Consider the following 25,718-nt stretch of genomic DNA (forward strand, 5'->3'; position numbering starts at 1 on the left):
GGAGGGTTGGTAGGGGGCCACAGTCCCATCGGCGCCGGAAAAATTGGCGACGATGTCGTGTTTTCGTCCGGCGACGGACGTCCATCTGTTTCACCGAGGCTGTCCCAAGCCCCGAGCCCTGAGAACTTCAGCCATGACCGAAACCCGCGCCGCCAACACCTTCTCAGCCCTCGCCCAGGCCGCGTCCGAGCGCATTCTCGTGCTCGACGGCGCCATGGGCACCATGATCCAGGGGCTGAAGCTGGACGAGGCCGGCTATCGGGGCGCGCGCTTTGCCGACTGGCCGCGCGACGTGAAGGGCAACAACGACCTTCTCAGCCTCACCCAGCCCGATGCGGTGCGGGCCATCCACCTCGAATATTTCCGCGCCGGCGCGGACATGGTGGAAACCAACACCTTCTCCGGCACCTCGATCGCCCAGGCCGACTACGGCATGGAAGAGCTGGTCTACGAGCTGAATTTCGAGAGCGCCCGCCTCGCCCGGGAGGCAGGCGACATCGCCCAGGCCGAGGACGGCCGCCCGCGTTTCGTCGCCGGCGCCTTCGGCCCCACCAACCGCACCGCCTCCATCTCCCCGGACGTGAACGACCCCGGCTTCCGCGCGGTGACCTTCGACGACCTCGCCGGCGCCTATCACGAGCAGGCGCGCGGTCTCGTCGATGGCGGGGCGGACATCCTGCTGGTCGAGACCATCTTCGATACGCTGAACGCCAAGGCGGCCATCTTCGCCATCGAGCAATTGTTCGCCGAGCGCGGCATCCGCCTGCCGGTGATGATCTCCGGCACCATCACCGATCTCTCCGGCCGCACCCTCTCGGGCCAGACGCCCGCCGCCTTCTGGTATTCGCTCCAGCATGCCCGGCCGTTCTCCATCGGCCTCAACTGCGCGCTGGGGGCGCGGGAGATGCGCGCCCACGTGGCCGAGATCGGCCGGGTGGCCGACACGCTGGTGTGCGCCTATCCCAATGCCGGCCTGCCCAACGAATTCGGCATGTATGACGAGAGCCCGCAGGCCATGGCGGAACTGGTTGGCGAGTTCGCCGCCTCCGGCCTCGTGAACATCGTGGGCGGCTGCTGCGGTACCACGCCAGCCCACATCCGCGCCATCGCGGAAGCGGTGAAGGGCAAGGCCCCGCGCGTGGTGCCGCAGATCGAGCCGCGCCTGCGCCTCTCCGGTCTTGAGCCGTTCGAGCTGACGCCGGAAATTCCCTTCGTGAACGTGGGCGAGCGCACCAACGTCACCGGCTCCGCCCGCTTCCGCAAGCTCATCACCACCGGCGACTTTGCCGCCGCGCTCGCGGTGGCGCGCGACCAGGTGGAGAGCGGCGCGCAGGTCATCGACATCAACATGGACGAAGGCCTCCTCGACAGCGAGGCGGCCATGGTCACCTTCCTCAACCTCGTCGCCGCCGAGCCGGACATCGCTAAGGTGCCGGTGATGGTGGACAGCTCGAAGTGGGAGATCATCGAGCAGGGGCTGAAGCGGCTTCAGGGCAAGGGCATCGTCAATTCCATCTCCATGAAGGAGGGGGAAGACGCCTTCCGCGAGAAGGCCCGGCTCGTGCGCAGCTACGGCGCCGCCGTGGTGGTGATGGCCTTCGACGAGGAAGGCCAGGCCGACACCTTCGAGCGCAAGACCCAGATCTGCGCCCGCGCCTACCGCATCCTGACGGAAGAGCTGGCCTTCCCGCCGGAAGACATCATCTTCGATCCCAACGTCTTCGCGGTGGCTACCGGCATCGAGGAGCACGCCGGCTATGGCGTCGCCTTCATCGAGGCGACCCGCTGGATCCGGCAGAACCTGCCCCACGCCCACGTGTCGGGCGGCGTCTCCAACCTGTCGTTCTCGTTCCGCGGCAACGAGCCGGTGCGCGAGGCCATGCACGCGGTTTTCCTCTATCACGCCATCCAGGCGGGCATGGACATGGGCATCGTCAATGCCGGGCAGCTCGCCGTCTATGACGAGATCGAGCCCGGACTGCGCGAGGCCTGCGAGGACGTGGTGCTGAACCGCCGTCCCGATGCCACCGAGCGCCTGCTGGAAATCGCCGAGGGCTTCAAGGGCGCGGCCGGCAAGGAGAAGAAGGAGGCGGATCTCGCCTGGCGCTCCTGGCCAGTGGACAAGCGCCTCGCCCATGCCCTCGTCAACGGCATCACCGACTTCGTGGAGGCGGACACCGAGGAGGCGCGCCAGTCCGTCGCCCGCCCGCTCCACGTCATCGAGGGGCCGCTGATGGCGGGCATGAATGTGGTGGGCGACCTGTTCGGCGCCGGCAAGATGTTCCTGCCCCAGGTGGTGAAGTCCGCCCGCGTGATGAAGCAGGCCGTGGCCTATCTCATGCCCTTCATGGAGAAGGAAAAGGAGGAGATGGGCGTCACCTCCGCCTCGGCCGCCGGCAAGGTGCTGATGGCGACCGTGAAGGGCGACGTGCACGACATCGGCAAGAACATCGTGGGCGTCGTGCTCCAGTGCAACAACTACGAGGTCATCGATCTCGGCGTCATGGTGCCCATGGCGAAGATCCTCGAAACCGCCAAGGCCGAGAAGGTGGACGTGATCGGCCTTTCCGGCCTCATCACCCCGTCGCTGGACGAGATGGTGAATGTGGCCGCCGAGATGGAGCGCGAGGGCTTTTCCCTGCCGCTGCTCATCGGCGGCGCCACCACCTCGCGCGTCCACACCGCGGTGAAGATCTCGCCCCGCTACGAGCGCGGGCAGGCGGTCTATGTCACCGACGCCAGCCGGGCGGTGGGCGTGGTCTCCAACCTGCTCAACAAGGACACGCGCGGCGCTTATGTGGCGGACATCCGCGCCGAATATCGCAAGCTTGCCGAGGCCCATGCGCGGGCCGATGCCAACAAGCAGCGCGTGCCCCTCGCCAAGGCGCGCGACAACGCCCTGAAGCTGGACTTTTCCGCTTATGAGGTGCCCCGGCCCGGCTTCCTCGGAACCCAGATGATCGAGGACCACGACCTTGCCGACCTCGTGCCCTTCATCGACTGGACGCCCTTCTTCCAGTCCTGGGAGCTGACCGGGCGCTATCCGGCCATCCTTGAGGACCAGGTGGTGGGCGAGCCGGCCCGCGCGCTGTTTGCCGACGCGCAGGCGATGCTGGAGAAGATGGTTGCGGAGAAGTGGGTGAGCGCCCGTGCCGTGGTGGGCTTCTGGCCGGCCAATGCCATGGGCGATGACATCGTCCTGTTCCGCGACGACACCCGCAAGACGCCGCTGGCCACCCTCCACACCCTGCGCCAGCAACTGGCGAAGCGGGACGGCCGCTTCAACCTGGCGCTGTCGGACTTCGTCGCGCCGCTGGAGACCGGGGTCGCCGATTATGTCGGCGGCTTCGCGGTGACCACCGGCATCGGCGAGGAGGAGCGGGTGGCGGCCTTCAAGGCGGCCAACGACGACTATTCCGCCATCCTGCTGAAGGCCCTGTGCGACCGCCTCGCCGAGGCCTTCGCCGAGCGCCTGCATCATCTGGTGCGGACCCGACTGTGGGGCTATGCGGCCGACGAGGCGCTGGCCAACGACGACCTCATCGCCGAGCGCTATCGCGGCATCCGCCCCGCGCCCGGCTATCCGGCCCAGCCCGACCACACGGAAAAGGCGACCATCTTCCGCCTGCTCGACGCCACTAACAAGGCGGGCATCCAGCTGACGGAGAGCTTCGCCATGTGGCCGGGAGCGGCGGTGTCGGGGCTGTATTTCGCCCACCCCGAGAGCGCCTATTTCGGCGTCGGCCGCATCGAGCGCGACCAGGTGGAGGACTACGCCGCCCGCAAGGGCTGGAGCGTGGAGGAGGCCGAGAAGTGGCTCGCCCCCATCCTCAATTACGATCCCGCGCAGGTGGCCGCGGCGGAGTAGGGGGCGCCTCCGTCAGTCCCGGCCGTCCCAGTCGCGGCGGCCGGCCACTCCGTGCGAGGTGCCGAGGGGCGATGGCGGCCTCACGCCGCCGCGCCGGCTCCCGACTTCAGCTGCGCGAACGTGTTCGCCAGCCGGACGAAGCCGTCCACATCGATCTCCTCGGCTCGCGCCGTTTCCTCCACGCCAGTGGCTTTGAGCAGGGCGGCGGTGTCGACCCCCAGGGATTTCAGGCTCTGGCGCAGCATCTTGCGGCGCTGGCCGAAGGCGGCTTCCGTCACCTTCTCCAGGGCCGACAAGGCGCAGGGCAAAGGCTCCGACCGCGGCACCAGATGCACCACGGAGGAGGTCACCTTCGGCGGTGGCACGAAGGCGGAGGGGGCGACATCGAAGGCGATGCGCGCCGTGGTCCGCCAGCCCGCCAGCACCGCGAGCCGGCCATAGGCCTTCGAGCCCGGCGCGGCGACGATGCGCTCCGCCACTTCCTTCTGGAACATGAGGGTGAGGGACGAGAACCACGGCGGCCAGGGATCGGTGGAGAGCCAGCCGATGAGTAGAAGCGTCGCGATATTGTAAGGCAGGTTCGCCACCACCCGCACCTCGCCATCCCCCACAAGGGGGCGCACGTCCACCTTCAGGGCATCGCCGGAGATCACCTCCAGCCGGCCGGGATAATGGTCGGAGACTTCGGCCAGCGCATCGAGGCAGCGCTGATCGCGCTCGATGGCGATGACGCGCCGGGCACCCAAAGCGAGCAGCGCCCGCGTCAGCCCGCCCGGTCCGGGACCCACCTCCACCACGGTCGCCCCTTCGAGGGGGCCGGAGGCGCGGGCGATGCGGCCGGTGAGGTTGAGGTCCAGAAGGAAGTTCTGGCCCAGGGATTTCTGCGCCGAGAGGCCGTGCCGCCGGATGACATCGCGCAGCGGCGGCAGGTCGTCGAGGGCGCTCACGCTACACTCGCCGCGCGGTGGCCTTCGCGCGCGGCAAGCCGCGCTTCCGCATCCGCGAGGCGGCGGGCGAGCCGGAGCGCCGCGACCAGGCTTGAGGGGTTGGCGCGGCCCGTTCCGGCGATGTCGAAGGCGGTGCCGTGATCGGGCGAGGTGCGGATGAAGGGCAGGCCCAGCGTCACATTCACCCCGTCGTGGAAGGCCAGCGTCTTGGCCGGGATCAGCACCTGGTCGTGATACATGCCCACCGCCACGTCGTAGCCGGCCCGCGCCTGCGGGTGGAACAGGGTGTCGGCGGGAAGCGGCCCGCGGGCGTCGATGCCCTCGCGCTTGAGGGCTTCGACCGCCGGGCGCACGATGGCCTCATCCTCGGTGCCGAGGGTGCCCTCCTCGCCCGCATGGGGGTTGAGGCCGCAGAACACCAGCCGGGGGTGGGCGAGGCCGAAGCGCCGGGCCATGTCGCCGGCGACGATGCGGCCGGTCTCCACCAGGAGGTCGATGGTGAGATGGCCGGGCACGTCCGCATAGGGCAGGTGGATGGTGGCCGGCACCACGGCGAGTTGCTCCGACCAGATCATCATCACCGGATGGGGTGCGGGTCGGCCCGGGCGCGCGGCGCGGGCGGCCAGGAACTCGGTGTGGCCGGGAAACGGAAAGCCGCCCGCATACATGACCGACTTCGCCAACGGATTGGTGACCAGCGCCGCCGCGCGGCCGGCCTGGACGAGGCCCAGGGCCGCCTCAAGGCTTGCCACCACGCAGGGCGCGCTGGAGGCATCGGGCGCGCCGGGCAGGGCGGTGGAGGCGGGACCGGCGGGCATCACCGGCAGCGCCTCGGCGAAGTGGCCGGCGGCGTCTTCCAGACCGGTCTCGGCCAGCGGCACGGTGAGGCCGAGCTGGCGGGCCCGGGCCTTGAGCGCTTCGGGATCGCCGGCGACGAGGAAGGTGGGCAGGCCCAGCTCCCGGCGCTGCGCCCATGCCGTGAGCGTGATGTCGGGGCCGATGCCGGCAGGATCACCGAGGGAGAGGACGAGGGGAGCGGGCGCGACCATCACAGCGTTTTCCGCAAAAGTTGAAACCGGTTTTGCGTCATGAAAACGCGCTGAACGGCGGCACGCGGCAAAATCGCCGGAACCGGCCGTTGGATACTAAGGTCGGAGCAAAGGCCCGGGTTTGCAACCCGCAGGCGCTTCAGTGGCGGCGGTACTCGATGAGCGACTGCTTCCGCAGCTCCGCCATGAACTTCTTGGATTCGGCGGCGAACTGGGCGTTGGACAGCTCGTCCTTGATTTCCTTCTTCTGCGCGCTCTCGCCGCGCACTTCGCGCTTGCCGCAAATGGCGAAGGTCTCGACACCGGACTGGGCCACTTCCGGCGGGGTGAGGCGGCCGATCTCGGTCTTGTCGAGGATCTGCCGCAGCTGCGGCGGCATCTCGGAGGACAGGCGCGTCACCTTGGGGCGGACCACCACCTCCTTCAGCGACTTCACCGTCTGCGCGCCGGCATCGCAGTCGGTGAAGCGGCCGCGCAGGGCATTGGCTTCCGCCAGGCGCGCGGCATAGTTGCCGGCGTTGCGCGGCACCACGAAGACGATGGGCATGAGCGTGTATTCGGTGGCGATCATCTGGGTCTCGCCACGCTTCTGCAGGGCGGCGACCACGTCCGCGTCGCGCACGTTCACCGTGCCGGAGCGGGCGCGCACATACTGGCCCCAGACATAATCCGCGAACAGCTTCTGCTTGAAGGTGCGGTCGTTGAGGCCCTGCTGCTTGAAGCCCTCGGTGAGCTGCTCCGGCGTGCGGCCCGAGCGCTCGGCCACGGACGCGTACAGGCGGTCCACGTCCTTCTGCTCCACCTCCATCTTGAGGCGGATGGCCTGCTGGATCTTGATGCGCTCGTCGATGAGGTCTTCCAGGGCCTGCTGCGCGCTGACGCTTTTGCGCTCGATCATCTGGTGCATGAGCTGGCGCTGCGACACGTCAAAGGTGGTGATGGGATCGCCGTTCACCATGACGATGATCTGCTGGGCCTGCGCCGGCGCGCCGGCGCCGAGGGCAAGGAAGGCCAGCGCGAGGGCCGTAAGGAGGAAATGACGAAGCAGCATGGTCCTGTCCGAAGGTCAGACGGCGACTTGTGTCCCCTTCCTGTGGCGGCAATGCGGCCTGCCTCGCGGACCGCAGCACAGGCCGCGGCCAGGTCAGCCGGCGCGCCGCCTCACTGGTTGGTTTCGCTGCTGGAGCCTAACGAGGTGGAGAAGCCGCCTTCGCCAAGTGTTCTCAGCCCGATGCGGAACATCACCTTGTTGACCGGCGCCGCATTGGGGCCGTTCAGGGTGTAGTCGGTGACGTAGTTGAGGGCGAGGGTGAAGCAGTCGTCGATATAGCTGAGGCCCACCAGCGTGTAGTCGAACTCGCCGGCGGCGAAATCGTAGCGCACCGCGCCACGGATGGCCCAATTGTCGTTCAGCTTGTACGAGGCGTTGGTGTAGATGCCCTCGCGCTTGTCGTAATAGCCGAGCAGCGGCTGCGCCTCGTAGCGGCCGTAGGTGACGGCCACGTTGAAGCGGTCCAGCTCCGCCCGCCCCTGCAGTTCGAAGCGCTGCATGGAGAGGTTGTCGTTGTCGAACCGGAATCGGGTCACAAACTCGAGATACTTGGTGGGCGAGTAGCCGAACTTGGCGATGTAGTCCGACGCCGTGGTCTCGAGGCCCGATTCGAGGCCGGTATTGGCCATGTCGCCGTAGGCGAATGAGTTCCGGCCGAACAGGTTGTAGGACTGGCCGACCACGGCGGTAACCAGGCCGGCGCCGTTGATGGCGGCGGTGTAGGTCACGCCGAGATTGAGGCGGCTGCCGCCCTCGACCCGGTCGTAGCCCGAATATTTGTTCACCTCGAACAGGTTGGTGTCGTCGAACACCAGGCTCTGGGCATCCTCGTTCGGGAACTTGCCGATGTCCGTCTCGTTGGGACGGATGATGACCTGGGCCCGCGGCTCGATGGTCTGGGTGCCCCAGCTCTCGGCGGAGATGAAGGGGTACTTATAGTCGAGGCCCACCGCCGGCATGCCGCGGATCAGGTCGTCGCTGCCGGACTGGAGCGGGTTCTGGCCGGGCAGGGTGGCGCCATACATGTAGCTGTAGGGCAGGTAGCCGGTATCCACGGAGGCGACGTCCACCCGCGCGGTCACGAACGGCGTCCAGATCTGGCCCATCGGATCGGTGATGGCCTTCTTCCAGTAGAGCTCCGCCGACAGGCGCGTGTAGTCGCCCGGCGCGCCACGCAGCAGGCACTGCTCGGGATTGGGGTTCATCAGCGCGCAGGAGCCGGTGGGGATGCCCGTGGCGCCGACGTTGGAGGTGAGCGCCGAGGTGCCGATGAAGTCGGCCTCCTGGCGGGTCAGGCTGGTGAGGTTGACCTTGATGCCGGATTCACCGCCCCACAGGGGCTTGTCGAACACCTTGTTGTAATTGAGCGTGCCGACGATGGGCTGGAGGTCCTGGTTGTCGGTCACCGACAGGCCGAGGAAATAGAGCCCGCGTACGTCGAAGAAGGAGCGGTCGCCCTGGCCGGTGAGGTAGACGGTGGAGGTCTTGGTGGTGACCCCGTCGCCGATCAGGTTGTAGTCCTGCAGGAAGGTGCGGTCGGAGACCAGGGTGCCGTCCCAGCCGAAGGTCCAGAACTTGTTCAGCGCGAACGCGCCGGTGCTCTGAAGCGAGCCGCGGTTGTCGCGGTAGCCTGGCAGATAATCGGTCACCCCGTTGGAGGTGGTGGTGAAGGCGTCCTTGTCCTGCTGCAGGATGCCAGCGGCGCGGATGGTGTAGGCGCCGTTCATCAGGCGCTGGCGCCACTCGCCCTGCATCAGCACGCCCTGCTTGGTGGTGAAGGCGGGCGTCAGGGTCAGGTCGCGGTCGGGCGCGATGTTCCAGAAGAACGGCGTGCCGACGCCATAGCCGATCTGGCTCGACGAGAAGAATTCCGGAATGAGGAAGCCGGTCTTGCGCTTCACCGTCGGGTCGGGCGACGACAGATACGGGAAATAGGCCACCGGAAACCCGAAGAACTCTACCCAGGCATCCTGGTAGTAGATCATCTTCTCGTCTTCGTTGTGGACGATCTTTTTGGCCTTGATCTGCCACAGCGGAGGCTTGCTCGGGTCGTCCTTGCACGGTTCGCAGGCGGTGTAGACGCCGTTCTGGAACACGGTCACGTTGCCGTCCGTGCGATCGGCGCGGGTGGCGGCGAAGTGGGTCTTGTCCGGGGTGTCGAGACGCAGGGAATCGATGAAGCCCTGCTTGAAGTCCTGGGTCAGCTCCAAATTGTCGGCGGTGACGATCTTGCCGTCCTTGTCCTTCAGCCGGACATTGCCCTGGGCAAACAGGGTGTTCGCCTTGCGGTCGAGCACCACCCGGTTCGCCTCCAGGGTCGAGCCGTCATAATAGATCTGGACCGTGCCGACGGCGGAGACCGTTTCCTTCTGGTAGTCGTATTCAAGCTGGTCGGCCGTCACCAGCATCTTCTGGTTCGGGTCGAGCTTGCGGGTTCCCGCGAAGCCCGAGCCGAGCGCGCTGGAGGTGACGTTGGGCTGCTGGCCGCCCTGCGTCTGAGCAACCGCGGGAGCGGATGCGAAGAGGCTCGCTGCCATCAGGAAGAGGCTGGCCGCGGACGCAAGCATCCCCGTCCGGCGCGCGACGCGGCGCCGGTCCCCGGTGATGCTGCCTACGGCGGGGGGAAGCCCGACCGTCATCCGTCCTCCCGATGCAACAGAATGAGGACCCCCAGAAGAATCCCGGCTACTGCAGGAAACCATGCTGCAGCAACGGGATGAACAAAACCCGCCTCGCCGAGATCCTCAGCGAGCTTGGTCCCCACATAAAGCAGAAAGCCCGCCAGCACGCCACCGAGAATCGTCTGTCCCACCCCGCCGAAGCGGAACACCCGCAGCCCCACCACCGCGGCAATGAGTACCATTGCCACCAGCAGAAACGGCCGCGCCAGAAGACTCTGGAGCTGGAGGCGGTATCTTTCGGCGCCGAAGCCGGATTGTTCTGCACTGCGGATGGCCGCGGGAAGTTGCCAAAACGACACGGTTTCCGGGGCGATCAGGGACTCCTGGATCTGCTTGGGATCGAGATTCGTGGCGATGAGATAGGTATCATAGTGCTGGTGATCGAGGCCCGGAACCAGCACCCTGGCGTCGGTAAGAATCCATGCACCATCTCCCAAGGTTGCAGAGCGGGCTTCTACACGCTCCACGAGACGGTCGGCCTTGTCGAACTCGAACACCACCACGCCGGACAGCGCCCGTCCGCCCTGGCGGGTGGCCTGGGCCTGGATGATGGACTGGCCGTCCACGCTCTGCTGGCGCACCCAGAACTCCTTCTTGCCCTGGGGCAGGAGGCCCGACGAGGAGGAGCCGAAGATCTCGCCCTCGATCTGGTTCGCCCGCTCCTTGAAGTCGGCGGAGACGGGGTTGAACACGGTGGTGGAGAAGACCCCGATGAGGAACGCCACCAGCACCGGCGGGGTGATGAACTGCCAGACCGACAGCCCCACCGCCCGCGCCACCACCAGTTCCAGCCGCCGCGACAGCAGGACGAAGGTGGAGATGGCGCCGAACAGCACCGCGAACGGCATGAGCTGCTCGGTGAAGGAGGGCGCGCGGTAGAGCGTGACGAGGGCGAGCAGGCCCACCGTCACCTGCTCGCGATCGGCGGTGCGGCGCGCCATCTCCAGGAAGTCCACGAGCACGATGAGCGTGACGCAGGACAGGAAGATGAGCACCACCGCGCTCGCGAACCGCCGCGCGAAATAGAAGCCGAGAATACGTCCGATCATGGGAATCAGGCCGCCGCGCGCCGCGTGAAGCGCTGCCTCAGCCACTCCGCCAAGGCGACCAGCGCGGCCGGCGCGGAGAGGCGGATCCAGCCCTGGACCACCATGGCGCAGAGGGCCACGGTGACGATGGGCAGAAGATAGATCAGCGGCACCGCCGCGGCCTGGGTCTTCAACTGGCCGGCGATGGCGAAATTGCCGATCTGCACCAGGCCCATGGCCGGGATGATGGCGCCGAGCGCCGCGACCTGGCTCTGCCGGGTGGTGCGGGGGCTCGCCAGCGCGGCGGCGGCGATGGCGAAGAAGGCCATGGGATAGAGCCCGGCCGACAGGCGCTTGTGCAACTCCTCCCGGTAGCGGCCGGGGAAGAAGCGCACGTAGAGGTCATCCTGCGGCGGATTCATCACATAGGACAGGGGCCGCTCCATGGGCTTCACGTCCTGGCCCTGGGAATTGGGGGCGAGGGACGACAGATCGAAGGCGTAGCGCTGGAATTCCACCACCGAGGAATTGGACGACTTGCCCTTGTCCTTGCCGGCGTCCTTGTTAGCCTCGCTCGCGTCCTTCTCGGCCTCCTTGGCCGCGCCGCCGCGGCGCTGGATGGAGCCGTTCTCCAGTACCAGGAAGATGCCTGCGTCGCTCTCGATGATCTGGCCGCGGTCGGCGAGGTAGGTGGAGACGCCATCATCGCGCGCGTCATTGATGAAGATGCCGCGCATCACCCCGTTGGGCGCACGCTCGCGCACGTGGAAGACCAGGCCCTGCGACAGGTTCACGAACCGTCCCGGCTGGGCGACGAAGGATACCACGTCCGCGCGCACCTTGGTGACCTGCTCGCGGAAGGTGGCAAGGCTTGCCGGCACCACCTTGATGGCGAGGAGCGCGCAGAAGGCCGAGACCAGCAAGGCAAGGATGATGAGGGGCCGCAGCAGCCGCCATGGCCCCATGCCGGCGGAGGCCATCACCACGATCTCGCTGTCGCCGTTGAGCTTGAGCAAGGTGTAGGCGGTGGCGATGAACAGCGCCGCCGGGGCAATCACCAGCACCAGCGTGGGCATGGTGAGGCTGGTGATGGCGACGAACGCAATGATGGTCTGGCCCTGGCTGGTGACGAGGTCGAGCTGGCGCAGGGCCTGCGTCGCCCAGATCATGCCGGCGAGCACCACCACGACACCCAGGAACGCCACCGCGGCGGTCGAGAAAATGTAACGATCCAGACGGCCCATCAAAGCGTGCCTCAATGCGCGGAGCCGCCCCTCTCTCGCATTCCCCCAGTCGAGCGCGCTCTGGATAACCGGAAGCTGCGCCCGGCGCAAATGCCGCCGGGGCAGGCTTTCGTCGTCCGGAGCGATCTTCAGTCTCCGGCCAGACCGCTGAACGTTCCGCCAACATCAAGGAAAGAGACCGCTTCGCCGCCCGGATCGTCGCATGATCCGGGCCGGCGCCGTGCCCCGGCGTCCTCAGGTTGTGCGGCCCACCGTCTTCAAGGCGAACAGATAGACGAGAGCAACCTCGTCCAGCTTGTCGAATCGTCCGGCGGCGCCGCCATGTCCCGCATCCATGTTGGTGCGCAGCAGGATTGTCCGCCCCCCGGTGTCCGCGGCGCGCAGCCGCGCCACCCATTTCGCCGGCTCCCAATAGGTCACGCGAGGATCGGTCAGCCCGGCGAGGGCGAAGATGGACGGGTAGGCCTGCGGGCGCACGTTATCCACGGGCGAATAGGCCAGGATGCGTCGGAACGCCGCCTCGTCGGTGATGGGATTGCCCCATTCAGGCCATTCGGGCGGGGTCAGGGGCAGGGTGTCGTCCAGCATGGTGGTGAGCACGTCCACGAACGGGACCTCGGCCACGATGCCGGCGAACAGGTCCGGCCGCAGGTTCGCCACCGCGCCCATCAGCATGCCGCCCGCCGAGCCGCCTTGGGCGACGATGCGGTCGGGCCGGGTGAAGCCCTCGGCCACCAGATGCTCGGCGCAGGCGATGAAGTCGGTGAAGGTGTTGGTCTTCCCCGCAAGCTTGCCGTCGGCATACCAGCGCCAGCCCTTGTCCGTGCCGCCGCGCACATGGGCGATGGCATAGATGAAGCCGCGATCCACCAGCGACAGGCGGCTGGTGGAGAAGCCGGCCGGAATGGTGATGCCGTAGGCTCCATATCCATAAAGCAGGAGGGGGGCGGAGCCGTCCAGCGGGGTTCCCTTGCGATAGAGCAGGGAGACCGGAACGCTCTCCCCGTCCGGCGCGACGGCATAAAGGCGCCGGGTCACGTAGTCGGCCGGGTCGTGGCCGGAGGGGACTTCCTGGCGCTTCAGCATCTCCCGGCGGCGGGTCGCCATGTCATAGTCCCACACCTCGGACGGCGTGGTCATGGAGGCGTAGGTAAAGCGGACCGCGCTGGTGTCGAAGCCGAAGCCGGGGTGAAGCCCCAGCGCATAGGCCTCCTCGTCGAAGGCGATGGCGTGCTCGTCGCCCGAGGCCAGCTCCCGGATGATGATGCGCGGCAGCCCCGCCTCCCGCTCCAGCCGGGCCATGTGGCCGGCGAAGACGGTGTGGCTCAGGATCATCCGCCCGGCCCGGTGGGGCACCAGGTCGCGCCAGTGGGCGCGGTCCGGAGTGCCCGTGGGAGCGGTGACGATCTTGAAATCCTCCGCCCCGTCGGCGTTGGTGAGGAGGATCAGGCTGTCGGTGCCGGCGAGGCTTGGGTGGTGCTCCACCTCGTAACGCACGCCGGCCTCGCGCGGGGCGATGCAGCGGGGCAGGGGCGCAGCTTCGGTGAGGTCCAAAAGGTGGACCTCCGAGGTGTCGTGGTCGCCGCAGGCGATGAGGCCGTAGCGGTGGGACTGGGTCTCGCCCAGCGAGACGAAGAAGCCCTTGTCCGGTTCCTCATAAATGAGGGTGTCGGCGGCCGGATCGGTCCCCAGGACGTGGCGGAACAGCTTCGACGGCCGGTGCTCGGCATCGCGGCGGATGTAATAAAGAACGGTCCCGTCGGCGCTCCAGAGCAGGTCGCCGGTGGTTTCCTCGATCACGTCGGGCAGGTCGGCGCCGCTCGACAGGTCGCGGATGCGGATGGCGTACAGCTCCGAGCCCGAGGTGTCCGCCGCGAAGGCGAACAAGGCGTGGTCACGGGTGTGGCGCCAGTGGCCGAAATGGAAATAGGCCTTGCCTTCGGCCTCCTTGTCGCCATCGAGCAGGATGGCCTCGGGGCCATCGGGCAGCGGCTTGCGGCAATAGAGCGGATGCTGGCCGCCCTCCCGGTGCCGGGAGAAATAGGCAAACGGCCCGTCCGGGGCGGGAACGGAGGAATCATCCTCCTTGATGCGCCCGCGCATCTCGGCGACGAGGGCGGCCTTGGCCTCGCCCATGGGGGCGAAATAGGCCTCGGCGAAGGTGTTCTCCGCCTCCAGATAGGCGCGGATGTCGGCGTCCAGCACGGACGGATCGCGCATGACTGCGCGCCAGTTTTCGGCGCGCAGCCAAGCATAGTCGTCGGAGAGGGTCACGCCGTGGACAGTGCGCTCACTCGGTCGGCGTGGCGCGCGCGGCGGCTCAGGCGCCACGGGTATCTCCGTCGTCGGGCGCAAGCTTGAGGGCGGTGCCGTTCAGGCAGAAGCGCAGGCCGGTGGGGGCCGGTCCATCCGGGAAGACGTGGCCCAGATGGCTCTCGCAGCTGGCGCAGCGCACCTCGATGCGGCGCATGCCGTGGGAGGTATCCTCGTGCGTCACCACCGAATCGGGGGAGATCGGGGCGAAGAAGCTCGGCCAGCCGGTACCCGAATCATACTTGGCTTCGGAGCGGAACAGAGGGGTTCCGCAGGCGACGCAGGAATAAAGGCCCGCCCGCTTCTCGTCCCAGTAGGGCCCGGTGAAAGCGCGCTCGGTGCCGTGCTCGCGGGTGATTCGAAACTGCTCAGGTGTCAGGCAGGAGCGCCATTCGCTCTCACTTTTCACCACCTTGGCATCGCCGTGGCCCTCGGCGGCGGGAGACGGGGCAGGATTGGGCATTGGAAACCCCTGGTTCGATTTTCACGAGAGGTAGGCATTCGAGGTGGCGACGGCAAGGCGGCGGCAGGCGCGGCGCGGTGTTTTTGGAGCCGGGCTGCGTTGGCGGTCGCGGGCGCCCGGTGGCCGATGACGGCCGGGAACTGAGTTCAGCCTCATGTATACAAGAACAGCAAACGTTTTCGCGAAATACTGGTTGCAAAGGTGAAGTCGCGAAACTAACAAATATAGAGCACCTTCTTCGTCGGATTGCAGCGGGGCGGCTGAATGGGGAGGGGCACAAGGTTCGCCGCCTGCGGGGCCGGGTCGGTAGAGGTTTCGACAGCTGCCGATGCAGGTTCGATCTTCGCTCAAAGATGGTGCTGTTCAAGATCAACTTCGCGCGCAAGATCCTGCAGTGCGTGCAGTGATGGCTCGGCGCCGGGTGCGTGGACCCGTTTGAATTTTATCCATTCGATGCCAGGAAAACAAACTGCGAAGAAGGTCCCATGAGCGAAACCACGGATACGACCACCTATATCGAGCTCGCGACGGACATCGTTTCGGCCTATGTCAGCAACAATACGGTGGCCCTCACCGATCTGCCGTCCCTCATCCATGAGGTGTACGGCACGCTCCAGCGCCTTTCCAGCGGCGAGGAGGAGCCCGTCTCCGAGCCGGCGAAGCCCGCCGTGGCGGTGAAGAAGTCCGTCCATCCGGACTTCATCATCTGCCTGGAGGATGGCAAGAAGTTCAAGTCCCTGAAGCGCCACCTGCGCACCCGCTACGACATGACGCCCGAGCAGTACCGCGAGAAGTGGGGCCTGCCGGCCGACTATCCCATGGTGGCGCCGAACTATGCGGCCGCCCGCTCGGAGCTTGCCAAGCAGATGGGCCTCGGCCAGCAGCGCCGCCGCGGCGCCGCCTGACACACGCCTGCATCCAGAGCTTCCCCTGGAACAGCAAGGCCCGGCGCCATGGCGCCGGGCCTTTGCATTTTGAGAATGCGGCGGCGGGACGCTGCCGTCCCGCTTCAGGGCCTACTCGGCGGCGATGCGGACGTGAGGCTGGGCGTCGCGGACGGCGGCGTCCACATGGCTCTCGAACCTTGTGAAATTCTCCCGGAACATCTCCACCAGCCGGCGCGCCGTGGCGTCGAATTCCGCCTTGTCCGCCCAGGTCTTGGAGGGATAGAGCACGTGCGGCTCGATGCCGGGCACGGAGGTTGGCACCTCGAAGCCGAAATAGGGGTCGGTGCGGAAGGAGGCGCCTTTCAGAGAGCCATCCAGCACCGCCGTGAGCAGGGTGCGCGTGACCTTGATGGGCATGCGCCGCCCGGTGCCGAACTTGCCACCGGTCCAGCCGGTGTTCACCAGCCAGCAATCCACCTGGTGCTCGGCGATGAGGTCGCGCAGCAGATTGCCGTACACCGAGGGATGGCGCGGCATGAAGGGGGCGCCGAAGCAGGTGGAGAAGGTGGCTTCCGGGTCCTTCACCCCCTTCTCGGTGCCGGCCACCTTGGCGGTATAGCCGGACAGGAAGTGATACATGGCCTGCGCCGGGGTCAGCCGGGCGATGGGCGGCAGCACGCCGAAGGCGTCGCAGGTGAGCATCACCACGTTCTTCGGCATGCCCGCGACGCTGGTGGCGCTGGCATTGGGAATGAACGACAGGGGATAGCAGGAGCGGGTGTTCTCGGTCAGGCTGCCGTCGTCGAAGTCGGGGACATGGGTGACCTTGTCCAGCACCACGTTCTCCAGCACCGTGCCGAAGCGGTTGGAGGCGGCGAAGATCTCCGGCTCGGCCTCGGCCGAGAGGCGGATGGTCTTGGCATAGCAGCCGCCTTCGAAATTGAAGACACCGCTCTGGCTCCAGCCGTGCTCGTCATCGCCCAGAAGGGTGCGGTTGGGATCGGCGGAGAGCGTGGTCTTGCCGGTGCCGGACAGGCCGAAGAACAGGCAGACGTCGCCCTCGGTGCCTACGTTCGCCGAGCAATGCATGGGCATGATGCCCTTTTTCGGCAGGATGTAGTTCAGCGCCGTGAACACCGACTTCTTCATCTCGCCCGCGTAGGACGAGTTGCCGATCAGCACGATGCCGCGGGTGAAGTTCACCGCGATCACCGTTTCCGAGCGGACCCCGTGGCGTTCCGGATCCGCCTTGAAGGACGGCAGGTCGATGATGGTGAGTTCCGGCACGAAGCTGTCCAGCTCCGCCTGCTCCGGCCGGCGCAGCATGGTGCGGATGAACAGCGAGTGCCAGGCGAACTCGGTATAGACGCGTACCTTGATGCGGCAGGAAGGGTCGGCGCCGCCGTAGAGGTCCTGGGCGTAGAGGGTCTTGTCCTCGGCCGCCGCGAGGAAGTCCTGGTAGAGGGTCTCGAACTGCTCCGGCGAGATGGCGCCGTTGTTGTCCCACCACACCTCGGCCTCGGTGTCGGCGTCGCGGACCACGAACTTGTCCTTGGGGCTGCGGCCGGTATGGGCGCCGGTTTCCGCCACCAGCGCGCCGCCGGAGGACAGGCGGGCTTCCCGGTTCGCCAGGGCGTGCTCGTAGAGCGCGGGCTCCAGCAGGTTCCAATGAACCGCGGTGAGGTGTTTCAGACCGAAGCTGGCGGCGCCGCAGGCGCTGTTCCGGTGACCGGTTTCGAGCAAGGACTCGTCCTCCTGATGTTCCCGCCGGCCTGAAGCCGGCCCCGCGCGGCGCATGAACGCCATCCTGCGTCCTTGATGATGCCGCGCTCTCTTAGCGTATAAGGAGACGTTGCCAAAAGAAACAAGGCCAAGCGTGTACCTTCACGGCGCGATCTGCCGGGATGACATCGCTCTCTAACCGATTGAAGGCATAAGCTCTGTCGTTGCGGCCATATCGTTCGGCGTTTTCCTGAAAACACCACCGTTCAGGCTGCCGTTCCCTGCCGCGCTTTCTGCACGAGGGCCACGAGTTCTTGCCGCACCGCAGTAAGATCGGTGACGCGTTGCGAAAACTCCAGCCGCCGGACCAGCTCGCCGCTGGAAATCTCGCAGCCCTCCGGGTCCACCGCCACCATGCGCCACGCCCCCTCGGGCGCGCCGAGGAGCACCGTGGCATAAAGGCCGACCGCATCCGAGTGGTCCGCATTCATGTGGGCGATGACGCCGTCGGCACCGGCCGCCAGCGCCTCGGCACCGCTCCAGTCGGTGAGGAGGGCGGCGCCCGGCACATCCACGATGCGGCCGAACCCCTCCACCAGGTGGGCCTCGTCCACATGGATGGCGTGGAAGGCGAAGTCGGCGAAGTTCACATAGCCGGCCGCCGCCGGGTGGCGGGCCAGATACCGGGTGCGCACCTCGGCTTCGGGCGCCGGCACGATGCGGCCGATGAGGCTGGCCCGTGGCGCGTTCAGTGGGTCGATGGCGCCCGCCGCCGAGATCAGCAGGGAGACCCGCGCATCGCCCGCGATGTTGCGGGTGTGCCGGGCAAGGCGGGAGATGAGCAGGGTGGGGCGGCCTTCCGGATCCGTGGCCACCGCCACCAGCGAGGCATAGGGTCCGCCCGCGGCCTCCAGCGTCGCCAGCGTGCCAAAGCGCGCTTCGCGGATAAGCCGGCGGACGGCGGTGGCGGCAGATTCGGCCATGAAACCATGCTCCCTTCGAACCGGCGCAGGATGATGCGGGCGCCCCACCCTGCGCAAGCGCTACCGCTGCCGTAATGTGACGCAAGGGTAATGAGACGAGTGACGCCTGACGGGCGGTGTTTGACAGGTGACGTTTGGCGTCGGTGGAGAATCCCGCTATTTTGCGGCAGTCGACTCTTGTGTGTCACATTTCGGCCACGCGAACGGGGTTCACCCCTCGCGCAAGGCCGCAGTTGAGGCCGCTGTACCCAGACGGCTGAAAAGAGGTGTCATGCCCACCATCGCCCTCGTCGACGACGACCGCAACATTCTGACCTCGGTTTCCATCGCGCTGGAGGCGGAAGGCTATCGCATCGACACCTACACCGATGGCGCCTCGGCCCTGGACGGATTCAAGACCAACCCGCCGGACCTCGCCATCCTCGACATCAAGATGCCGCGCATGGACGGCATGGAGCTGCTGCGCCGCCTGCGCCAGAAGACCGACATGCCGGTGATCTTCCTCACCTCCAAGGATGAGGAGATCGACGAATTGTTCGGCCTCAAGATGGGCGCCGACGACTTCATCAAGAAGCCGTTCTCCCAGCGCCTGCTGGTGGAGCGGGTGAAGGCCGTGCTGCGCCGGGTGGGCGCCAAGGACGGTGCCGCTCCGCGCGAGACCGACAGTGCCAAGGTGCTGGAGCGCGGCAACCTGCGCATGGATCCCGAGCGCCACACCTGCACCTGGAAGGGTGAGCCGGTGACCCTCACCGTCACCGAATTCCTCATTCTGCAGGCGCTGGCCCAGCGTCCCGGCGTGGTCAAGAGCCGCAACGCCCTGATGGACGCGGCCTATGATGACCAGGTCTATGTGGACGACCGCACTATCGACAGCCACATCAAGCGGCTGCGCAAGAAGTTCAAGTCGGTGGACGACAGCTTCGAGATGATCGAGACCCTGTACGGCGTCGGCTACCGGTTCAAGGAGTGAGCACCACGGCACCGCGCCGGGGGCTCTGGACGACATGACGGCGCACACCGACGAGGCCAGGGCCGACGAGATGGCTCCGGGCGGACCCGGGGCCTCCGGCGGCCGGGCCGAACGGGGGCGCGAGCCGCGTGGCGGCGTCATCGCGTGGCTGAAGCGCGTGCGCCGCTTCGTGGCTTTCAAGGGCTTCTCCTCTCTCACCCGGCGCATCGTGCTGCTCAACCTCGCCGGGCTGTGCGCCCTGGTGTCGGGCATCCTCTACCTGTCGGAATTCCGCTCCGGCCTTATCGACGCGCGCATTCAGAGCCTTCTGGTGCAGGGCGAGATCATCGCTGCCGCCATCGCCTCGTCGGCGCAGGTGGAGACCAATGCCATCACGCTCGATCCCGAGCGGCTGCTGGAATTGCAGGCGGGCGAGAGCTACGGCCCCGACGACGGCTTCGCGCCGCTGGAATTCCCCATCAATCCCGAGCGCGTCGCCCCGGTGCTGCGGCGCCTGGTGGGCCCGACCCGCACCCGCGCTCGCATCTATGACCGCGAAGGCCAGCTCTTGCTGGATTCCCGCTCGCTCTATTCGCGCGGCGAGATCCTGCGCTACGATTTGCCCTCCCCCAACGAGCCCAAGCCCGGCGTGCTGGAACGGGCCTGGCAGGCGGTGCAGCTGTGGCTCGGCCGCGGCGACCTGCCGCTCTACAAGGAGTTCGGCCCCCAGGCCGGCAAGAATTACCCCGAGGTCGCCTCGGCCGCGCTGGGCGCCAAGGCCAGCGAGGTACGGGTGGATGAGCGCGGGCAGGTGGTGGTCTCCGTCGCCGTGCCGGTCCAGCGCTTCCGCGCCATCCTCGGCGTGCTGCTGTTGTCCACCCAGAGCGGCGAGATCGACGCGGCGGTGAAGGCCGAGCGCTTCGTCATCGTCCGCGTGTTCCTGGTGGCGGCGGTGGTGATGGTGCTGCTCTCGGTGCTGCTCGCCGGCACCATCGCCGATCCGGTGCGCAAGCTCGCGGCGGCGGCCGAACGGGTGCGCCGGCGCATCAAGTCGCGGGTGGAGATCCCTGATTTTACCGCCCGCTCCGACGAGATCGGCCATCTCTCCGGCGCCCTGCGCGATATGACCGGCGCCCTCTACAACCGCATCGAGGCCATCGAGAGCTTTGCCGCCGACGTGGCGCACGAGCTGAAGAACCCGCTCACCTCCCTGCGCAGCGCGGTGGAGACATTGCCGCTCGCCAAGACCGATACCTCGCGCAACCGCCTGATGGAGGTGATCCAGCACGATGTGAAGCGGCTCGACCGCCTCATCTCCGACATCTCCGACGCCAGCCGGCTCGATGCCGAGCTGCAGCGGCAGGAGGCGGTGAACGTCGATCTCAAGCAATTGCTGGAGATGGTGGTGGGCCTCGCCCAGGACGTGCGCAAGGACGACGGCGTCCGCGTCTCCCTCAGCTTCGAGCGGGTGCACGGCGCGCCCGCCGATTTCCTGGTCGCGGGCCATGCCTCGCGGCTGGGACAGGTTGTGGATAACCTGGTCTCCAACGCCCGTTCGTTCTCGCCCAACGGCGGATCGGTGCGCGTCACCTGCCGCCGCCTGAAGGATGGCGCCGAGATCGTGGTGGACGACGACGGCCCCGGCATTCGCCCCGATGCCCTCGCGCGCATCTTCGAGCGCTTCTATACTGACCGGCCGCACCAGGGGTTCGGGCAGAATTCCGGGCTCGGCCTCTCCATCTCGCGGCAGATCGTGGAGGCCCATGGCGGCACCATCTGGGCCGAGAACCGCATGGCGACCGGCCCCGACGGCAGTTCGCAGGTGGCCGGCGCCCGCTTCGTCGTGCGCCTGCCGACGGCCTGAGCCGTGAGCGCACCGGCCAGCATCCACGCCAGCTGCATCGCCATCGGCGACCTCGGGGTGCTGATCCGTGGCCCGTCCGGCTCGGGCAAGTCGAGCCTCGCGCTGCAGCTTGTCCTCGACGCGCCGCGCAGCTTGCCGCCCGCCGAACTGGTGGCCGACGACCGGGTGCTGCTGTCGCCGGAGGAGGGCGTTCTGGTGGCGCGGCCGGTGCCCGAGCTTGCCGGTTTGATCGAGATGCGGGGCCTCGGCATCCGCCGGCTACCCTATCGTCCGTTGGTCGCAGTGCGGCATGTGGTCGATCTTGCGGCACCCGACGCAGCCCGGATGCCGGCCATCGAGGCCCGGCGGATTGTCATCCAAGGTGTTGAAATACAACGTATTCCCTTGGGTGAGTGGGATCAGGCGCTACTGGTTCTCGCTTGCATTATCGGAACGCGTGACCACGATGATTAAATGTGCTTTTGTGCGTTGCACCCCTTGCGTAATTTTTGAGCCGATCTGAATATGGCCGTCCCGCAGCGCGGGAGGCCTTCATCCAAGGGTGGTGAAGGCGGAGGAAGCATGATCGGTCTCGTCCTCGTCACACATGGCCGCCTTGCCGACGAATTCTGCTCCGCCCTGGAGCACGTCATGGGTCCGCAGACCCAGATGGCCACTGTTACCATTGGTCCCGAGGACGATATGGAGCGGCGGCGGCAGGACATCATCGAAGCCGTGGACCGGGTGCGCACCGGCGACGGGGTGGTGATCCTCACCGACATGTTCGGCGGCACCCCCTCCAATCTCGCCATCTCGGTGATGAACACGCCGGACGTGGAAGTGGTGGCGGGCATCAACCTGCCCATGCTGGTGAAGCTCGCCAAGGTGCGGGGAGAGATGCCGCTGGAACAGGCCGTCGACGTGGCGCAGGAAGCCGGTAGGAAATACATCAATGTCGCAAGCCGTGTCCTCTCCGGTAAATGACGCCTTCGTCCCGCGGGCGGACGCGGACGAGGCGGACCTGCAGGACGTTGAGTCGCCCGAGGTGGCGTGCGGTCGCCCCATCGCCCCAGAGGCCCTGGTGCGCGCCCTGCCGATCGTGAACAAGCGCGGCCTGCACGCCCGGGCCTCCGCCAAGTTCGTGCAGACCGTGGAGCGGTTCGACGCTTACGTGACCGTATGTCGCAACGGCGAGGCGGTCGGCGGCAATTCCATCATGGGCCTGATGATGCTGGCCGCCGGCCCCGGCACCAGCGTGACCGTGACCGCCACCGGCAATGAGGCGGCAGCGGTGCTCGAGGCTCTCGATACCCTGGTGGCTGACCGCTTCGGCGAGGAAGAGTAACGCCGCACCCGGCCGGCATCGCCTCGCTGGCTGCCATAGGCGCCGCGGCTTTGCATTCCGGCGCTCCGCCTGGCCCTCCGTTTACCTCAATCTCAAGTCCCTCTGGCCGGTGACCGATTGGTTGCCTATTTCTTAATATCGATCGCTCGCGCGCTGGGCGCGGGGATCCGGGACGGGCCTTCCCCCCGTATCATGGCCATGTTGGAGCCGACGAGCCATCAGCCGGATACCCGGCCGGCGCCCAGGGGCGCACGGTGGAGCCTCGGGCTGTCCACCAAGCTCCTCGCCTTGACCGTCACCGTGGTGGCCATGGCCGAGATTGCGGTGCTGGTGCCCACCATCGCCAATTATCGCATCGCCTGGCTCTCCGACCGGCTGGCGGCGGCTCGCACCGCCGCCCTCGTGCTCGATGCCGCCCCGCAGGAGGGCATCTCCCCCGACCTCACCCGCCAGTTGCTGGAAAGCGTCGGCGCCAAGGTGATCGTGGTGAAGCGCGAGGACACCCGCCGCCTCCTCGCCGCCTCCGACATGCCGCCCATGGCCAATGTCCACATCGACATGCGCGAGACCACCCTGTGGACCGCGGTGCGCGACGCCTTCGACACGCTCACCGCCCCCGACGGACGCATCCTGCGCGTGGTGGGCGATCCGCCGCGCGGCGCGGATTTCATCGAGATCGTGCTCAGCGGCACGCCCCTGCGCGCGGCGCTGCTGCGCTTCGCCGCCACCGTGCTGCTGGTGTCGCTGGCGGTGGCGGTGGCGGCGGGCGTGCTGGTCTATTTGAGCCTCAACTGGCTGTTCGTGCGGCCCATGCGGCGGCTCACCGAGCGCATTTCGGCGTTCCGGGAGAACCCGGAGGATGCCTCCCGCATCATCGTGCCCTCCGGCCGCTCCGACGAGATCGGCACCGCCGAGGAGGCGCTGGAGGAGATGCAGCGCGAGTTGTCCCAGACACTGCACCAGAAGAGCCACCTGGCGGCCCTCGGCCTCGCGGTCTCAAAGATCAACCACGATCTGCGCAACCTTTTGTCGTCCGCGCAGCTGCTCTCAGACCGTCTCGCCACCGTGCCGGACCCCACCGTGCAGCGCTTCGCGCCGAAGCTGCTGGCGGCTCTCGACCGCGCCATCACCTATTGCGAGCAGACCCTTTCCTACGGCCGCGCCAAGGAGCCGCTGCCCGAGCGGCGCGACGTGGCGCTTGCCCACCTCTTCGACGAGGTGCGCGAGACGCTCGGCCTGCAAAGCGGCTCGGGGATCGGCTGGGTGGTGGATATCGAGCGGGGCCTCGTGGCCGATGCGGACCCGGACCAGCTGTTCCGCGTGATCCTGAACATCGCCCGCAACGCCGTGCAGGCGCTGGAGGTGCGCGCGCCGGTGGATCCCGAGCGCGACCAGATCCGCATCAAGGCCCGGCGTAAGGGCGCGGTGGTGGAAATCGAGATGGGCGACACCGGGCCGGGCATTCCGGCGGCGCGGCGCGAGCATCTGTTCGAGGCGTTCGTGTCCTCGGCGCGGCGCGGCGGCACCGGGCTCGGCCTGCCCATCGCCGATGAACTGGTGCGGGCCCACGGCGGGGAGATCCGCCTTCTGGACACCCAGGTGGGCACCACCTTCCGCATCACCATTCCCGACCAACCGGAAAGCCGCCACCACCGACGCGAGCGCATCCGCGCCTGAGGTTTTGGCGTACCGCATAGTTTTCCACATGGGAGACGGAGCGCGCCATTTTTCTCAAGCCTCCGGTCTTGCGTGGTCCGCAGGAACGGTGTAGCTCACGGGTCCTCGCGGCGCTCCAACGCCGCGACGCCCCGGAAGGGCTTCCCTTCCAGGCCGGTTCCCACCGGTTTCGGGCACAGGCGCCGGTAGCTCAGCTGGATAGAGCACCAGACTACGAATCTGGGGGTCGGGAGTTCGAATCTTCCCCGGCGCGCCACCTAAATTCACGAAAACAAACGATAATATCCCGCATGCTTGGACGCGTGAAAGCGCGTTCGCGCTGTCGGGTCATCACCAGAAGCAGCATGTGCGCGGGCGCAGTTGGCCTATCCTGGATGACGCTGGGTGGCGAGACGCAGCCCGCTCATGCCGTCTCCTCCCGCACTCGATTGGAATCCGGGCAGGACGACCGTGACGTGTTCTGCGGATCGCGCCGTCGTACTAACAAGCGGCCGCGCCAGCCCGACATCGAGAGCAACATCCCCGCCAACCCGCCAGCCGCGAGCGTGGGGAGCATCCCGAGCCTGAGCCGGAACATGGCGAGCATGGCCATCGCGGAGAGCGCGGCCGCACGCCAGTCGATGCACGCCAGTCGATGGACGAGAGCAAGGGAAGGTCCGGCTCAACGCCGTGCCAATCCACGTTCACCGTCTGCCGGAAGACGACGTGGATCGCGAACCAGAGGGCGAGGTTCAGGATCACGCCCACCACCGCCGCGGTGATGGCAGACAGCGCCGCGCTCAGCTCGCGGTTGCCTCGCAGGGCCTCCACATAGGGCGCCCCGAGGAAGATCCAGAAGAAGCAGGGAGCAAACGTCACCCAAAGCGTGAATAGGGCTCCGAGGCATCCCGCCAGCATCGGGTTGAGCGCGCCTGGCGCGCGGTAGGCGGCCAGGAAGCCGACGAACTGGAGCACCATGACCAAGGGCCCAGGCGTCGTCTCGGCAAGCCCGAGGCTGTCCAGCATCTCTCGCCCGGTGCGAGCCAGCCGAAGCCGTCCACCGCCGCCTGTGCCACATAGGCGAGCACCGCATAGGCCCCGCCGAAGGTGACGACCGCCATCAGGCTGAAGAAGGAGCCGATCTGCGTCCAGACGCTGTCACTTCCGAGGGCCGCCCACAGCACTGCGACCGAATCGAGCCACACGGGCAGCCAGACCGCGACGATGCCGGCTGCCCGCCGGAGAGACGGCTCGGCATGGGCCAACTCCCCACGTTCGAACATCTGGTCCACGACCCCATGCGAATCCGCCTTCGCGTTTCCGTGGCCTGCGCTCTGGAACAGCTCGGGCGCGGCCCGGCTGCCCGCCCACCCGGCGAGGCCCGCGGCGAGGATGATCAGCGGGAAAGGGATGTGCAGAATGTAGATGGCCAGGAAGGCGAGGCCGGCAATGGCCACCATGAGGCGGTTCTTGAACGCGCGCCGGCTGATCCTCAGCAGGGCCTCCACCACCACCGCCAGCACGGCCGCCTTCACGCTGAGGAAAGCGGCATCGATGAGCGGGATGTGGCGATAGAGGGCATAGAGGATGCTGAGGGCGAGCATCACGACAGCGTCAGGTAGGACGAACAGCAGGCCGGCCACCAGCCCCCCCCCCCCCGGCGGTGCCGTGCATGCCCGCATCGTGAGC

At 67.3% G+C, this 25,718-nt stretch carries 20 protein-coding genes and 1 tRNA gene; 9 read left to right on the plus strand and 12 right to left on the minus strand.

Features of this window, described 5'->3' with window-relative positions; all coding sequences use genetic code 11:
- Positions 1-133 precede the first annotated feature (133 nt).
- Positions 134-3,868 (plus strand): methionine synthase, encoded by a 3,735-nt coding sequence (gene metH / locus V5F66_RS17365; RefSeq protein WP_394094361.1) that lies wholly within the window; start codon positions 134-136, stop codon positions 3,866-3,868.
- A gap of 80 nt (positions 3,869-3,948) precedes the next feature.
- Here metH and rsmA read toward each other — a convergent pair whose 3' ends face one another.
- The 8 genes from rsmA to msrB all read right to left on the minus strand — a co-directional run bounded on the left by rsmA (position 3,949) and on the right by msrB (position 14,644).
- The gene (rsmA, locus tag V5F66_RS17370) at positions 3,949-4,815 is read right to left on the minus strand and encodes a 16S rRNA (adenine(1518)-N(6)/adenine(1519)-N(6))-dimethyltransferase RsmA (RefSeq protein ID WP_012114824.1); all 867 of its coding nucleotides are present in this window, start codon (positions 4,813-4,815) and stop codon (positions 3,949-3,951) included.
- Positions 4,812-5,864, minus strand: a complete 1,053-nt coding sequence (gene pdxA / locus V5F66_RS17375; RefSeq protein WP_394007499.1) for a 4-hydroxythreonine-4-phosphate dehydrogenase PdxA — start codon at positions 5,862-5,864, stop codon at positions 4,812-4,814. Before pdxA ends, rsmA begins: the two co-directional genes overlap by 4 nt.
- A 139-nt stretch (positions 5,865-6,003) precedes the next feature.
- Complete coding sequence (locus V5F66_RS17380) at positions 6,004-6,915, minus strand: SurA N-terminal domain-containing protein (RefSeq protein WP_012114826.1); 912 nt, start codon at positions 6,913-6,915, stop codon at positions 6,004-6,006.
- Between the two features lie 110 nt (positions 6,916-7,025).
- Positions 7,026-9,482 carry an LPS-assembly protein LptD gene (locus V5F66_RS17385; RefSeq protein WP_393999138.1) on the minus strand — a complete coding sequence of 819 codons (2,457 nt, stop codon included), beginning with the start codon at positions 9,480-9,482 and terminating at the stop codon, positions 7,026-7,028.
- 68 nt (positions 9,483-9,550) lie between these two features.
- Positions 9,551-10,645, minus strand: a complete 1,095-nt coding sequence (gene lptG / locus V5F66_RS17390) for an LPS export ABC transporter permease LptG (RefSeq protein WP_393999137.1) — start codon at positions 10,643-10,645, stop codon at positions 9,551-9,553.
- A 5-nt stretch (positions 10,646-10,650) separates the two neighbouring features.
- Positions 10,651-11,868, minus strand: a complete 1,218-nt coding sequence (locus V5F66_RS17395; protein WP_012114829.1) for an LptF/LptG family permease — start codon at positions 11,866-11,868, stop codon at positions 10,651-10,653.
- 234 nt (positions 11,869-12,102) lie between these two features.
- Entirely contained in the window at positions 12,103-14,199 is a 2,097-nt protein-coding gene (locus tag V5F66_RS17400) for a S9 family peptidase (protein WP_394094362.1), read from the minus strand.
- On the minus strand, positions 14,189-14,644 hold the full coding sequence (gene msrB / locus V5F66_RS17405) for a peptide-methionine (R)-S-oxide reductase MsrB (protein WP_012114831.1): 456 nt from the start codon (positions 14,642-14,644) through the stop codon (positions 14,189-14,191). The genes V5F66_RS17400 and msrB overlap by 11 nt, the downstream gene beginning before the upstream one ends.
- Positions 14,645-15,129: 485 nt before the next feature.
- On the opposite strand from msrB, the gene V5F66_RS17410 reads away from it, so the two are divergent.
- On the plus strand, positions 15,130-15,549 hold the full coding sequence (locus V5F66_RS17410) for a Ros/MucR family transcriptional regulator (RefSeq protein WP_012114833.1): 420 nt from the start codon (positions 15,130-15,132) through the stop codon (positions 15,547-15,549).
- Positions 15,550-15,660: 111 nt separating this feature from the next.
- Here the strand turns inward: V5F66_RS17410 and V5F66_RS17415 are convergent, their stop codons facing one another.
- Together V5F66_RS17415 and V5F66_RS17420 are read right to left on the minus strand one after the other, a co-directional pair.
- Complete coding sequence (locus V5F66_RS17415) at positions 15,661-17,274, minus strand: phosphoenolpyruvate carboxykinase (RefSeq protein WP_394094363.1); 1,614 nt, start codon at positions 17,272-17,274, stop codon at positions 15,661-15,663.
- Between the two features lie 245 nt (positions 17,275-17,519).
- Positions 17,520-18,236 (minus strand): HugZ family pyridoxamine 5'-phosphate oxidase, encoded by a 717-nt coding sequence (locus V5F66_RS17420; protein WP_394051807.1) that lies wholly within the window; start codon positions 18,234-18,236, stop codon positions 17,520-17,522.
- A gap of 271 nt (positions 18,237-18,507) precedes the next feature.
- Here V5F66_RS17420 and V5F66_RS17425 point away from each other — a divergent pair, with 271 nt between their 5' ends.
- From V5F66_RS17425 to V5F66_RS17455, 7 genes are all read left to right on the plus strand, one after another.
- The gene (locus V5F66_RS17425) at positions 18,508-19,206 is read left to right on the plus strand and encodes a response regulator transcription factor (protein WP_012114836.1); all 699 of its coding nucleotides are present in this window, start codon (positions 18,508-18,510) and stop codon (positions 19,204-19,206) included.
- Between the two features lie 34 nt (positions 19,207-19,240).
- Positions 19,241-21,049, plus strand: a complete 1,809-nt coding sequence (locus V5F66_RS17430; protein WP_393999133.1) for a stimulus-sensing domain-containing protein — start codon at positions 19,241-19,243, stop codon at positions 21,047-21,049.
- Positions 21,050-21,052: 3 nt separating this feature from the next.
- On the plus strand, positions 21,053-21,502 hold the full coding sequence (locus tag V5F66_RS17435) for an HPr kinase/phosphorylase (RefSeq protein WP_393999132.1): 450 nt from the start codon (positions 21,053-21,055) through the stop codon (positions 21,500-21,502).
- A 108-nt stretch (positions 21,503-21,610) separates the two neighbouring features.
- Entirely contained in the window at positions 21,611-22,012 is a 402-nt protein-coding gene (locus V5F66_RS17440) for a PTS sugar transporter subunit IIA (RefSeq protein WP_012114839.1), read from the plus strand.
- Positions 21,981-22,373: an HPr family phosphocarrier protein gene (locus V5F66_RS17445; protein WP_394051803.1), complete on the plus strand. Its 393-nt coding sequence runs from the start codon at positions 21,981-21,983 to the stop codon at positions 22,371-22,373. The genes V5F66_RS17440 and V5F66_RS17445 overlap by 32 nt, the downstream gene beginning before the upstream one ends.
- 192 nt (positions 22,374-22,565) lie before the next feature.
- Entirely contained in the window at positions 22,566-24,050 is a 1,485-nt protein-coding gene (locus tag V5F66_RS17450) for an ATP-binding protein (RefSeq protein WP_394051801.1), read from the plus strand.
- Positions 24,051-24,229: 179 nt separating this feature from the next.
- Positions 24,230-24,306: transfer RNA gene (locus tag V5F66_RS17455), tRNA-Arg, on the plus strand.
- Between the two features lie 224 nt (positions 24,307-24,530).
- On the opposite strand, the gene V5F66_RS17460 is transcribed toward V5F66_RS17455, so the two are convergent.
- Together V5F66_RS17460 and V5F66_RS17465 are read right to left on the minus strand one after the other, a co-directional pair.
- The gene (locus tag V5F66_RS17460) at positions 24,531-25,007 is read right to left on the minus strand and encodes a chromate transporter (RefSeq protein ID WP_394051799.1); all 477 of its coding nucleotides are present in this window, start codon (positions 25,005-25,007) and stop codon (positions 24,531-24,533) included.
- The coding region (locus V5F66_RS17465; RefSeq protein WP_394094364.1) for a chromate transporter at positions 24,905-25,718 on the minus strand (814 nt) is incomplete at its 5' end. The genes V5F66_RS17460 and V5F66_RS17465, both read right to left, overlap by 103 nt.

The sequence above is a fragment of the Xanthobacter versatilis genome (assembly GCF_043193975.1).
GTDB lineage: Bacteria > Pseudomonadota > Alphaproteobacteria > Rhizobiales > Xanthobacteraceae > Xanthobacter > Xanthobacter autotrophicus_E.

What these genes read in the sequence shown, in the direction of transcription:
- metH (WP_394094361.1), top strand. Translation starts at nt 134, where the DNA reads ATGACCGAAACCCGCGCCGCCAACACCTTCTCAGCCCTCGCCCAGGCC.
- pdxA (WP_394007499.1), bottom strand. Translation starts at nt 5,864, where the DNA reads ATGGTCGCGCCCGCTCCCCTCGTCCTCTCCCTCGGTGATCCTGCCGGC.
- V5F66_RS17380 (WP_012114826.1), bottom strand. Translation starts at nt 6,915, where the DNA reads ATGCTGCTTCGTCATTTCCTCCTTACGGCCCTCGCGCTGGCCTTCCTT.
- V5F66_RS17385 (WP_393999138.1), bottom strand. Translation starts at nt 9,482, where the DNA reads ATGCTTGCGTCCGCGGCCAGCCTCTTCCTGATGGCAGCGAGCCTCTTC.
- lptG (WP_393999137.1), bottom strand. Translation starts at nt 10,645, where the DNA reads ATGATCGGACGTATTCTCGGCTTCTATTTCGCGCGGCGGTTCGCGAGC.
- V5F66_RS17395 (WP_012114829.1), bottom strand. Translation starts at nt 11,868, where the DNA reads ATGGGCCGTCTGGATCGTTACATTTTCTCGACCGCCGCGGTGGCGTTC.
- msrB (WP_012114831.1), bottom strand. Translation starts at nt 14,644, where the DNA reads ATGCCCAATCCTGCCCCGTCTCCCGCCGCCGAGGGCCACGGCGATGCC.
- V5F66_RS17410 (WP_012114833.1), top strand. Translation starts at nt 15,130, where the DNA reads ATGAGCGAAACCACGGATACGACCACCTATATCGAGCTCGCGACGGAC.
- V5F66_RS17420 (WP_394051807.1), bottom strand. Translation starts at nt 18,236, where the DNA reads ATGGCCGAATCTGCCGCCACCGCCGTCCGCCGGCTTATCCGCGAAGCG.
- V5F66_RS17425 (WP_012114836.1), top strand. Translation starts at nt 18,508, where the DNA reads ATGCCCACCATCGCCCTCGTCGACGACGACCGCAACATTCTGACCTCG.
- V5F66_RS17430 (WP_393999133.1), top strand. Translation starts at nt 19,241, where the DNA reads ATGACGGCGCACACCGACGAGGCCAGGGCCGACGAGATGGCTCCGGGC.
- V5F66_RS17440 (WP_012114839.1), top strand. Translation starts at nt 21,611, where the DNA reads ATGATCGGTCTCGTCCTCGTCACACATGGCCGCCTTGCCGACGAATTC.
- V5F66_RS17445 (WP_394051803.1), top strand. Translation starts at nt 21,981, where the DNA reads ATGTCGCAAGCCGTGTCCTCTCCGGTAAATGACGCCTTCGTCCCGCGG.
- V5F66_RS17450 (WP_394051801.1), top strand. Translation starts at nt 22,566, where the DNA reads ATGGCCATGTTGGAGCCGACGAGCCATCAGCCGGATACCCGGCCGGCG.
- V5F66_RS17460 (WP_394051799.1), bottom strand. Translation starts at nt 25,007, where the DNA reads ATGGTGCTCCAGTTCGTCGGCTTCCTGGCCGCCTACCGCGCGCCAGGC.